Genomic DNA, 11,137 nt, shown 5'->3' on the forward strand with positions numbered 1-11,137 from the left:
CCCCAGGAGCACGCCATGCCGCAGCGCACCCTCCATGCCACCGGGACCCCCTGGGAGCCCCGCGTGGGCTACTCGCGGGCGGTGCGCGTGGGCCCCTTCGTGTCCGTCTCCGGGACCACCGCCACGGACGCGGCCGGGATGCTGGTGGGCGAGGGGGACGCGTACCGGCAGGCGGCCCAGGCGCTCGCCAACATCCGCGCGGCCCTGGAGGCCGTGGGCGCGCGGATGGAGGACGTGGTGCGCACGCGCATGTACGTCACCGACATCTCGCGCTGGGAGGAGGTCGGCCGCGCGCACGGGGAATGCTTCGCGGCCATCCGCCCCGCCACGTCGATGGTGGAGGTGAAGGCGCTCATCGACCCGCGGATGCTGGTGGAGATCGAAGCGGACGCCGTGGTGGCGTCCGCCCTGGGCTGAAGGAACTGAAGCGGCTGACGCTTCAGAACTCCGCGGTCACGTCCGTGGGCACGTCGTCCGGCGCGCCGGGGTTGCCGGGCTCGGGGGACGCGTCCTCGCCGGTGCCCGTGGGGGCCGTCACGTCGCCGCGCAGCTCCGGCCCGCGGCAGTCCTGGAAGGTGCCCACGCGGCTGCCGGCCACCTCCGTGCAGGACTCCGCGCGGCCGCCGCCGGTGCACTGGAAGAGGACGCGGAAGACCTCCTTCTCCTGGACATCCCAGCACGCGCTGCCGACGTAGAAGGTGTTCGCCGGGATGTCGCCGCCCCAGGCGCGCAGGTCCGCGCGGCCGCCCAGCTGCGGGATGTGGCGCACGGAGGTGAGCACCTTCTCCTTCGCGGCGGTGGCGGTGTGGGGCAGGTTGTACGCGCCCAGCACGCGCGCGCGGGTGATGCCGGAGGGCTGGAGCTTGTGGCCCACGAAGGCGCCGGTGACGGCGTCGTGCGCGGCGGGGTTCGGGGTGAAGTTCGCCAGGCGGTACGCCAGCGACTTGCTGCCCTGGCCGTAGTGCGCGAAGGACATCATCAGCCGGCCCTGGCCCGCGAAGGACGGCGCCACCGCCTTGAGGTTGTCCAGGGAGATGGCCAGCGTGCCCCGGCCCCGGTGCGCCTCGCCGTCGCGCTTGAGCCCGCCCGCGGCCACCAGCTTGTAGGCCGTGTCATCCGTGGACCCCAGCGGCCGGGCCTCCAGCTTCCACTGGTAGCGCTTCGCGACGCCCTTGCGCACGGTGAGCTTGAAGGTGGCGTTGGCGCGGTCCTGCGGGCCGTACACCAGCACGTCGCCGGGCTTCGCGTCCGCGGACTTCTTCACCAGCTCCGCCACGGGCACGAGCGCCTGCCTCAGCGCATCGTTGAGCGCCTTCACCTCCATGCGGGCGCCCTCCAGCATCGCGGCGCCCTCGCCGTCGAGCGCGGCCTCCGTCTCCCGCAGGTCCTGCGCGATGAGCGCCGCGCCGTCCTGCGCCGGGGCCTCCGTGTTGATTTCCAGCGACGTGCCCGCGAAGTCCGGCAGCGACTCCATGGCCTCCTGATCATCCACCCCGCCGCACGCCGTCGAGAGCACCAGGGCCGCACCCACCGCCAACGTCTTGTTCCAGCGCATCGTCATCTCCAGGTCGAAAGGTTCGCGTGACTGCCTGCTGTCCTCTCCAACCCGGCCCGGGCGCGCCGGTTGCGGGCGGGGAATTTTTTCGTGCTGGGGGAGCGTGTGCGCCGGTGTCGGCGCCCCGGGGTGGCCGTCTCCCGTGGGAGGCCCTACCTTCCAGGTACCATGGGCGTCGAATGGAAGAGCAACATCGACATCGCGGATGCGCTGGAGCGCGTCGCGGACCTGCTGGACACGCAGGACGCGATGCCCTTCCGGGTGGCGGCGTACCGCAAGGCGGCGGCCACCCTCGCGCAGCACCCGGACTCCGTCGCGGAGCTGCTCGCCAGCAAGGGGGAGGTAGGGCTGCGCGAGCTGCCGGGGGTGGGCAAGAGCATCGCCGCGGCGGTCGCGGAGTTCGTGCGCACCGGACGGATGGAGCTGCTCCAGCGGCTGGAGGGTGAGGTGTCCCCCGAGGGCCTGCTCGCCAGCGTGCCCGGCATCGGCGCGGAGCTGGCAAAGCGCATCCACGAGGACCTGGGCATCACCACGCTGGAGGCGCTGGAGCTGGCGGCGCACGACGGGCGGCTGGAGCGGGTGGAGGGCTTCGGCCCCCGGCGCGCGGAGCAGGTGCGCGAGGTGCTGGCGGCGCGGCTGGGGCGCAACCGGCGGGAGCGCGAGCGGGTGCGGACCCACGGGCCCGAGGACGGGCCGCGCCCCTCGGTGGCGCTGCTGTTGCGGGTGGACGCGGACTACCGGCGGAGGGCCGAGGCCGGCGAGCTGCGGCGCATCGCGCCCAAGCGCTTCAACCCGTCCGGCGAGGCCTGGCTGCCGGTGCTGCGCGAGCAGGTGGAGGGCTGGAACATGCGGGCGCTGTTCTCCAACACGGCGCTCGCGCACCAGCAGAAGACCACCCACGACTGGGTGGTCCTCTACTTCGACCAGGACGACATTGAAGGCCAGTGCACCGTGGTGACGGCCCACGGCGGGCCCCTGGATGGGCGGCGCGTGGTGCGGGGGCGCGAGGCGGAGTGCATCGCGCACTACCTCGGCCGGCGCGGCGCGGAGCCTGAAGCGCCGCACGCGGGCGCCTGAAACCCCGGGCCGGTGTTTCAGCGCGCGGGCGTGTACACGTCCGAGCCCGAGCGCGGCCCGCTGCTGTTGCTGCCGCCCGCGACGAGCACGCGCCCGGAAGGCAGCACGGCCAGGGCGTGGTGCGTGTTGCGCATGGACAGGGTGCCCGCCGGGGTCCACATGTCCGTGGCGGCGTCGTAGACCTCCGCGGAGTCGAGGACGCCCAGTCCCGAGCCACCCTCCCCCGTCACCACCAGCACGCGCCCGGAGGGCAGCACCACCGCGTGCGGCAGGTAGCGCGGCGTGTTCAGCGACGCCACGCTCTTCCAGGTGCCGCGCGCCACGTCGTAGACCTCCGCGGAGCGCAGCGCGCCGTCCGCCCCCCAGCCGCCCACCACGAGCACGCGACGGCCGTCCGCCAGCAGCACGGCGACGTGGCCATAGCGCGCCGTCGTGAGGGGCGCCGTGGGCCGCCAGGTGCCGGTGGCCGGGTCGTACAGCTCCGCGCTGGCGGTGAGGGACTCGGTGCCGGTGGAGAGGCCGCCCATCACCAGCACCTCGCCCGAGGGCAGCGGCACCGCGGCGTGGTACGCGCGCGCACGGCCCATGGGGCCGGTGGGGCTCCAGGTGCCGGTGCTCGCGTCGAACAGCTCCGCGCTCGCGAGGCTGGACGATGCGGCCGAGCCCGTGGCGCCGCCCGTCACCAGCACCCGTCCCGAGCCCGCGAGCAGCGTCGCGGTGTGCCGGGCCCGGCGCGTGCCCAGCTCCGCCACCTGCGTCCAGGTGCCGGTCGCGGGCGCGTACACCTCCGTGGAGGACAGCCAGGTGGACGCGTCCTTCTGCCCCCCGGTGACGAGCACCCGGCCATCGCCCAGCGTGGTCGCGGTGTGCAGGAAGCGCGCGGTGCCCAGCGCGGCGGTGTCGCTCCAGGCGTCCGTCGTCTCGTCGTACAAGAGGGCGCTGGAGAGCGCGCCGCCGCCGGTGGCGGAGCCGCCCGCCACGAGCACTGCGCCGGAGGGGAGCCGGTTGGCGGTGAGCTGCGCCCGCGCGGTGGCGAGGCTCTTGGCCGGGCTCCACGGCAGCGAGGAGGGCCGGTAGCGTTCAGCGGAGTTGTTGAGTGAGCCGGCCTGGGAGACGCCGCCCAGGACGAGCACCTCGCCCGAGGGCAGCAGCGCGGCCGCGTGGCTGATGCGGCGCGAGGTCAGCGGCGCCGTCTGGCTCCAGGTGCCGGTGTTCGGGTCATAGAGGGCGGCGAGGTCCAGGTAGGGCTGGCCACCGTTGGAGCCGCCGGTGATGAGCACCTGACCGGAGGTGAGGAGCGTGGCGGTGTGGAACACCCAGAGCGACGGCAGCTGCCCCACGGTCGACCAGGTACCGGTGGCCGGGTCGTACAGCTCCGAGGTCGCGGTGGCGAGGCTGCCCGCGAAGCCACCGGCGATGAGCACCTGACCGGACAGCAGCAACGTCGCGGTGTGGCCCGTGCGCTGGGTGCCCATGCGGATCGCCGGAAGCCACGTCCCGGACGGAGGGTCATAGAGCTCCGAGGACGACAGCACCTCGCCGTTGGCGCTGTCGCGGCCGCCGGTGACGAGCACCTGCCCGTTGGGCAGCAGCGTGGCGGTGTGGCCCAGCCGGGCCGCGGCCATGCGGGAGGTGGTCACCCAGGCGTTCTTCGTGGGCTCGTACAGGAGCGCGGTGGCCAGCGCGTTCCCGGCGCCGCTGTCGCCGCCCACGATGAGCACCTGTCCCGTCGGCAGCAGCGTCGCGGTGTGCTGCGAGCGGGGCAGGTCCAGTCCGCTCACGCCAGTCCAGGTGTTGGTGTCCGGGTCGAACACCTCCGAGCCCGCCGCGCCCTGCGCGGACGTGCCTCCGCCCACCACCAGCACCCGGCCGGAAGGCAGCAGCGTCGCGGTGTGGCGCTCGCGGCTCGTGGACATCGCGCCCAGGGAGAACCAGCGGCCGGTGCGGGGGTCGTACAGCTCCGCGGCCGAGGTGCCTCCGCCGGTGACGAGCACATAGCCGTTGCGCAGCAGGGTAGCGGTGGGGTCCACGCGCACCGACGCCATGGTGCCGGCGGCGGTCCACGTCGACGTGTCGACGAGCGCGGCGGAGGTGGACACGAACGACTGCCCATCGGGCGAACAGGCGGCTGCGCACGCAAGCGTGAGCGCGGCCAGCAGGCCGTTGGAACGGAGACGGTTCATCGGGGGGACATCCTTCGCTGCAGGGGGAACGGCGTTCCGCCGTGGGGGGCGGCCCATTAACCCAATTCAAAGGAAGACACCACCGGCGAATCCCTTTCAGTGCATTTCCGGGTGAGTAGAATTGATGCCCATGACAATGAAAGCGGTCATCAGGGCATCGTTGGGGCTCCTGCTGTCGGGCTGCGGCGCGGCCCAGCCTGCCATCCCGACCCACTACCGTTCCCACTCCGTCCAGGAGCAGGGGGACCTCCGGGTCGGTGAGTTCATCTCGTCCCAGTGGTCGATGGAGACGGCCTCCTACTGGATTGAAGGGCCCGAGGGGCTCGTCTTCATCGACACGCAGCTGCTCCCGTCCGCGCTGCGCAAGCAGCTGGCGTTCGCGAAGGAGGTGACGGGCAAGGAGGTGAAGCTGGCGCTCATCCTCCACCCGACCCCGGACCGCTTCAACGGAACGGCGCTGCTCAAGGAGCTGGGTGTTCCGGTCCTCACGTCCGACCCGGTCCGGGCCCTCATCCCCGCGGTCCACGAGAAGTGGGCGCCCACGCTCTTCCAGAAGTATTGGAACGGCCGCTACCCCCGGGAGCTGGTGCTGGCGGACGGCTTCGGCGACAGCACGCGGGAGCTGAGCGCGGCGGGCCTCACGCTGAAGGCGCACGTCCTGGGCGCGGGGAGCAGCGCGGCCCACGTGGTCATCGAATGGGAGGGGCACCTGTTCACGGGGGACCTCGTGGCGAGGGCCACGCACCCCTGGTTCGAAGCGGGCCGCGTGGACGAATGGCTCCAGCGGCTGGACGAGCTGCGAGCCCTGAAGCCGAAGTGGATCCACCCGGGCCGGGGGCTGCCCGGAGGGCCGGAGCTGCTGGACGCGCAGACGGAGTACCTCCAGGCGGTGATGGAGGAGGTCCGCGCGGAGCGGCACGCGGCCCATCCCAGCAGCGACCCGCTGGGGACGGTGACGCAGAAGCTGACCCGGCGTTTTCCCGACCACCACTACCCGGAGTTCCTGCCCGCGCTGGTGCGCGGGGAGTGGGCCCGGCAGGCGCCCCGGCCCTCCACCACCGCGGCGCCGTAGTCCTTCCTGTGCGGTAGCGGCCCCGGTGTTACCTTCGGAGGAGGACTGTCGTCCGAACCTTGAGGTTCACCGTGGCACCGAAGACCGACGAGATGCTGGAGCAACTGCTGCGCCTGGGCGAGGACTCGCTGACCGAGTTCAAGAGCGTCGTGCAGAAGGGCTTCAAGTTCGATGCGGAGGACATCGCGAAGGCCATTGCCGCGATGGCCAACACCAAGGGCGGGCTGGTGCTCATCGGCGTCGAGGATGACGGGACGGTGAGCGGCACCGGAGACCGGAAGCAGACCGACACGCTCATGATGCAGGTGAGCCAGCTCTGCCAGGACCGCATTGAGCCGCCCCTCATCTGCGCGATCCAGAAGCGGGAGCACCAGGGGCAGACCCTCCTCCAGGTGGAGGTTCCCGCGTTCAGCCCCAGCCGCCCGCACCGCGCGGGCAGGGTCTATTACGTCCGGGATGGCAACCGCTCGCGGGAAGCGAAGCGGGAGGAGCTTGTCCGCATGCTCCAATCCACGAACGCCTACTTCGACGAACAGGAGATGAACGGGGCCACCGTGGAGGACCTTGATACGGAGGCGGTGCGCGCGTTCTTCGCGATTGCCTATCCGCGACAGGCCCCCGAGCAGAACATCCGGCCGTACCTGTCCGCGCTCAAATGCCTGGAACGCACGGGAGCCCCCACCGTGGCCGGCATCCTGATGTTCGGCAAGGAGCCCACGCGGTGGCTGCTGGATGCACGGATCTCCGCGGTCCGTGTCCAGGGCACGACCGTGTCGAGCACCTTCCTGGACCGGCAGGAGATGGAGGGACGGCTGCTCGACCAGATTGATCAGGCCAGTGCCTTCATCCAGCGCAACATCGCGGCGCCCTCCCATGTCGAGGGAATGCTGCGCGTCGCAGATGGCCTGCCGGTGGAGGTCATCCGGGAGGCGGTCCTCAACGCGGTGACCCATCGGGACTACAAGCCGGCATCGCAGATCCGGATCAGCATCTTTGACGACCGCATCGAGATCATGAACCCCGGCGACCTCCTGAACCACCTGACGCTGGAGAACATCCGGCAGGGAGGCATCAGCCAGAAGCGCAATCCCATCCTGGCGTCGCTCCTCGCGAAGGCCCAGCGGCGGGAGAACCTGGGCTTCGGAGTGCCCGACATGGTGCGGGTGCTGGGTGAGAAGGGGTTCAAGGAGCCCACCATCGAACTGGTGGCGGGCCACTTCAAGCTGGTGCTCTGGACGACGCGGGCAAGCGCATGAGCCACGACGGCACGGACCTTCCCAAGAATGCTTCGCCCGTGCTCGCGGTGATCCGGGTGCAGGTGGACCTGCCGCAGGACGAAGTGTCCTCCATGGTCCTCAAGGCCCGGCTCGTCGCAGGCATCCATTACATCGCCCAGCAGTTCGAGGAAGCAGACCTGCGAGAGGTCGGTGCGGGAAGTTGGAACCTGTCACTGACGGGTGCGAACGGTCCCGACCTGGCGAGGAAGTCCTTCGATGCGGCGAAGCTGCTGCGCGAGCGAATCCTCATGGACCTGGCACTGCCCTCCCGCATCGCGCTGCATGCGGCGGTGACCGGGGATGAGGAGTCACTGCGAGAACAGGCGCTGAGCCTCTGTGAGCGGCTTCAGGCACAGACCCCCGAGAACGCCATCGCCGTATCCCCTGACGTGTACCGGGTGCTGGAGGACGACGTACGGCGACAGCTCTCACCACCAGCGCATCTGGATGGGGATGGGCTACTGGCGGCGCAGTTTCCTCCGCAGGCGTCCGCCCATGGGGAGAACCTGTGGGAAGAGCTGCTGCGAGACCTGACCAGCCCCTCGGTGCGGCGACTTCACTACGTCGGCTTCCGGCTCCAGAAGAAGGAGCCGCCCAGCCTCGACATCTTCGACGTCTTCGTCATGCCGTCCGTCGAGGTCCGGAGGAAGCCCACGCCCTCAGTCGAACTGTCGTCCGACCTCTTGAGGGACGGCGGACTCGACGCTCCACTGGGGCAATTGACGGAATCCGTGCAGCAGGCGACGACGTACCTGCCAGCACAACGTATGGCCTTCGAGCAGGCCTTCCAGCGTCATCACTCGCTGGTGGTGCTGGGAGACCCGGGCTCGGGAAAGACCACCTTGCTGCGCTGGCTCGCGGTGGTGGGCGCGGGAGGGCCGCTGGCCATGCATGCGGCCCTGGGAAGCACAGCACCTCCGCTGCCCCTGCTCGTCAGCGTCGGGCATCTGGCCCAGGTTCGCTCGACATTGGGAGCAGACACCTCCGTGGTCGAGGCGCTCGCGCACCTCTTCCATTCAAGAGGCATCTCGTCGGACGAGGCCAGCCTTCGAGGCTTCCTGGAGCGGCGCCTCGAACAGGGTGACTGTCTCGTGCTCCTGGATGGGCTCGACGAGGTGCGAAGCGAGGCCCGCGCTGACCTCATGCGATGGTTGGAAGCCTTCGCGGCTCGCTATCCTCGCAATCGCTTCATCGCCTCGGCACGGCAGGTGGGCTACGTCGGGCTGGCGCTGCCCGATGCCGTCGAAGTCGAACTCGGAGCGTTCGAGGACGAGCAGGTGCGCCGCTATGTCCGGTCGTTCCACCGGGCCTACCGACAGTGGGAAGAAGGACGCCCAGATGACGTCACGGCGGACCGTGAGTCAGAGCGACTACTGAAGGCACTGTTCGCCAACCAGCGGCTCCACGAACTGTCACGGAATCCCTTCATCTTGGCATCGCTGGCCCTCATCCACCGTGCGGAAGGCCAGCTTCCCCGTCACCGCGTCCAGGCCTACGAGATCTTCGCGAGAACCCTCTGCGAAACCTGGGGCCAAGCGCGCAGGCTCATCGCGGCCGAGGGTGAAGAAGCCCAGATCCGCTACGAAGAGGAAGCGGTTCCCATCCTCGGACGGCTCGCGCTGGAGATGCACCGTCAGTGGCCGAACGGCGTCGCGCCGGAAGACTTCGTCATTGAAACCCTGGCGACAGCCCTCCAGGAGCGGGACGGAATCTCGCGCGAAGAAGCAGAGCGCTCCGCACGGGAATTCCTCCTGCGGGCAGGGCAGGACGTGCAGATCCTCATGGAGCGGGGTCCCAAGCGATGGGGCTTCCTGCACCTGACCTTCCAGGAGTTCTTCGCGGCTGTCGGACTGCATGCCAGTGAGACCTTCGACAAGGTGGCACTGGCTCACTTGTTCGATCCACGCTGGGAGGAAGTCCTGCGGCTCGGTGTTGGATACATGGCGCTCGTCCAAAAACGACCGGAAGCCACGCGCCGGTTCATCCAGCAGGTCTTGGAGCGCCAGGAGTCCGGCCCCCGGCAGGTTCTGACCCAGACCCTTCGGGTGCACGTTCCAGCAGCGGCCCTCTTCGCGGCGGAGGCGGGTGATGCACTCCCCGCTTCCATGCAAGCCAGGATTGCACAAACGTTCTGCGAATGGCTCTGCGCCATGCCGCCGCTGATTAGCCAGCCTGCACTAAGAGACGTTGAACTCTCTGACTTCGCCTCGCGGCTTTCACCGGTTCTTGAACGATTCTCTCACAGTGAACTGCCCAGGGTTCGCGCCAATGCCTTCCTCTACATCGGGCTTCTCAACCCAGAGAGGACATCCCAGCTCCTCACTACGATGCGTACTGACCCTGCGCCTGAGGTTCGTTCGGCCGCAACAGCGTTGCTGATTGAACAGCGCTCTGTCGAGTCGTTCAATGATTTGCGAGCCCTCCTCCTGGATGGAAGCCCTGCTCTCCAGACTGAGGCCGCGATCGGCATCATGATCGCTCATCCCAAGCATTTCGCCGACGCGCTCGAAATCCTTCTGGGCCGGGGAAGTGAGCAGGCACTCCCCATCGCGATGCTCGCCTACTCATGGGTGGGAAGTGAAGAGAAGGCATCGATGCTGCGCAGATGGAAAGGCTCGTCCAATACGAACTTGGCCGCCCTCGCGACAGTGCTCCAGGACGCACCGGACAGTGCTCTCTCGCGACCCTCCGCAGTTCCTCCTCCGGACGTGCTGATCCAGATGCTGGAAGCTTCCGACGAGGAAAAGCGTATCGCGGCGATCCATGCGTTGGGCAGTACGGACCGACTGGACGCAATCGCGCCTTTGACACGTCTGGCGCAGTCGAGCATCACCAAGGAGGCCGATGCTGCGATGAACGCAATCTGGATGATCGCGAACGCGGCGGGCCTGCGTTCGCCCCCCCACGCCCCGACTTAACTGCTCGCGGACGTGTAGTGCCGGATGGACATCAACCACACCCGGCGCGCCACCCAGGCAAAGACAACCGAGCCCACCACCGCGCCCACGAGCCACGTCCACGGCAACCGCCCCAGCATCGCGAGCGCGGGGTACGTGGTCATCAGGGCCAGCGGGATGATGAACGTGAACACGAGGGCCAGCACGCCCCGGAACACGGAGGACGGCCACCTCGCCGCGTCGAAGATGGACGTGAACAGATACGTGAGGTTGTCCACCTTCACCACGAAGAACGCCGCGCTCACCACCAGGATCCACAGCGAATAGAGCAACAGCACGCTCGTCCCCAGCAGCACCAGCGACGCCAGCACTCCCGGTAACGACGGCCAGCGCCCCAGCGACACGAACGCGTAGACGAACAGCCCCACGCCGGACAGCACGTTCACCGCGCGCCACGGCAGGAAGCGCTGCGTGGACACCAGGAACTGCGCGTCCGCGGGCTTGAGCAACACGAAGTCCAGCGTCCCCTTGCGGATGTGCTCCACCACCCCCGTGAGGCTGGGGCTGATGGCGCCCTCCAACACGCCCTGCAACAGCGTGAACCACCCCACCACCAGCAGGGACTCGTGGAAGTTCCAACCCTCGATGCTCGGCCGCGCGCCGAAGACGACGAACAGCGGCGCCAGCGCCGTGAACGTCCACGCCAGCGACGTCAGCCCCTCCGCCAGGAAGTCCGCGCGGTACTGCAGCGCCAGCAGGCCGGAGGCCTTGAGCTGCACGCCCAGCAGGCGCAGGTATCGCCTTGGAATCAGCACCCTACCCTCCGAACGCCGCGAAGCGCGCCAGGCCCCGCCGCCACACGAGCGTCGCCACCACGCCCAGGCCCGCCACCCAGCCCCACTGCTTCGCCAGCAACACCAGCGCCGGCCCCGTCGCGTGCGCCCCCGTCATCAGCTCCACCGGCAGCCCCATCTGGTAGCGGAACGGCAGCGCGTCGATGACCGTGCGCACCCCGGGCGGGAAGAACTCCACCGGGAACATGTAACCGGAGCACACGAAGTACAGCACCATGTAGA

The 11,137-nt window shown here is 69.4% G+C and carries 8 protein-coding genes and 1 pseudogene; 5 read left to right on the forward strand and 4 right to left on the reverse strand.

From position 1 onward, the window contains the following. Nucleotides 1-15 precede the first annotated feature (15 nt). Entirely contained in the window at nt 16-417 is a 402-nt protein-coding gene (locus D7V93_RS26975; RefSeq protein WP_120646135.1) for a RidA family protein, read from the forward strand. Nucleotides 418-439: 22 nt separating this feature from the next. On the opposite strand, the gene D7V93_RS26980 is transcribed toward D7V93_RS26975, so the two are convergent. Beyond that, nucleotides 440-1,555 (reverse strand): hypothetical protein, encoded by a 1,116-nt coding sequence (locus tag D7V93_RS26980; protein ID WP_120646130.1) that lies wholly within the window; start codon nt 1,553-1,555, stop codon nt 440-442. Nucleotides 1,556-1,723: 168 nt separating this feature from the next. Between D7V93_RS26980 and D7V93_RS26985 the strand changes: the two genes are divergently transcribed. Beyond that, a complete protein-coding gene (locus tag D7V93_RS26985; RefSeq protein ID WP_120646131.1) occupies nt 1,724-2,632 on the forward strand; it encodes a helix-hairpin-helix domain-containing protein in 909 nt (302 codons plus the stop codon). Between the two features lie 17 nt (nt 2,633-2,649). On the opposite strand, the gene D7V93_RS26990 is transcribed toward D7V93_RS26985, so the two are convergent. Further along, the gene (locus D7V93_RS26990; RefSeq protein ID WP_244237528.1) at nt 2,650-4,815 is read right to left on the reverse strand and encodes a Kelch repeat-containing protein; all 2,166 of its coding nucleotides are present in this window, start codon (nt 4,813-4,815) and stop codon (nt 2,650-2,652) included. Between the two features lie 130 nt (nt 4,816-4,945). Between D7V93_RS26990 and D7V93_RS26995 the strand changes: the two genes are divergently transcribed. The 3 genes from D7V93_RS26995 (at nt 4,946) to D7V93_RS27005 (ending at nt 10,082) form a co-directional block, all read left to right on the forward strand. Next, nucleotides 4,946-5,887, forward strand: coding sequence for an MBL fold metallo-hydrolase (locus tag D7V93_RS26995; RefSeq protein ID WP_244237529.1), 942 nt, complete (start codon nt 4,946-4,948; stop codon nt 5,885-5,887). A gap of 71 nt (nt 5,888-5,958) precedes the next feature. Then, nucleotides 5,959-7,143, forward strand: a complete 1,185-nt coding sequence (locus D7V93_RS27000; protein ID WP_147451351.1) for an RNA-binding domain-containing protein — start codon at nt 5,959-5,961, stop codon at nt 7,141-7,143. After that, entirely contained in the window at nt 7,140-10,082 is a 2,943-nt protein-coding gene (locus D7V93_RS27005) for an NACHT domain-containing protein (RefSeq protein ID WP_120646134.1), read from the forward strand. Before D7V93_RS27000 ends, D7V93_RS27005 begins: the two co-directional genes overlap by 4 nt. Here the strand turns inward: D7V93_RS27005 and D7V93_RS27010 are convergent. Then, a complete protein-coding gene (locus D7V93_RS27010; protein ID WP_120646137.1) occupies nt 10,079-10,870 on the reverse strand; it encodes an ABC transporter permease in 792 nt (263 codons plus the stop codon). The genes D7V93_RS27005 and D7V93_RS27010 overlap by 4 nt on opposite strands. A 7-nt stretch (nt 10,871-10,877) precedes the next feature. After that, nucleotides 10,878-11,137, reverse strand: a pseudogene (locus D7V93_RS27015) (ABC transporter permease); the annotation flags it as partial.

It is taken from the genome of Corallococcus llansteffanensis (assembly GCF_003612055.1).
Taxonomy (GTDB): domain Bacteria; phylum Myxococcota; class Myxococcia; order Myxococcales; family Myxococcaceae; genus Corallococcus; species Corallococcus llansteffanensis.

Coding starts and splice junctions, on each gene's coding strand:
- D7V93_RS26975 (WP_120646135.1), top strand. CDS start 16: ATGCCGCAGCGCACCCTCCATGCCACCGGGACCCCCTGGGAGCCCCGC.
- D7V93_RS26980 (WP_120646130.1), bottom strand. CDS start 1,555: ATGCGCTGGAACAAGACGTTGGCGGTGGGTGCGGCCCTGGTGCTCTCG.
- D7V93_RS26985 (WP_120646131.1), top strand. CDS start 1,724: ATGGGCGTCGAATGGAAGAGCAACATCGACATCGCGGATGCGCTGGAG.
- D7V93_RS26990 (WP_244237528.1), bottom strand. CDS start 4,815: ATGAACCGTCTCCGTTCCAACGGCCTGCTGGCCGCGCTCACGCTTGCG.
- D7V93_RS26995 (WP_244237529.1), top strand. CDS start 4,946: ATGACAATGAAAGCGGTCATCAGGGCATCGTTGGGGCTCCTGCTGTCG.
- D7V93_RS27005 (WP_120646134.1), top strand. CDS start 7,140: ATGAGCCACGACGGCACGGACCTTCCCAAGAATGCTTCGCCCGTGCTC.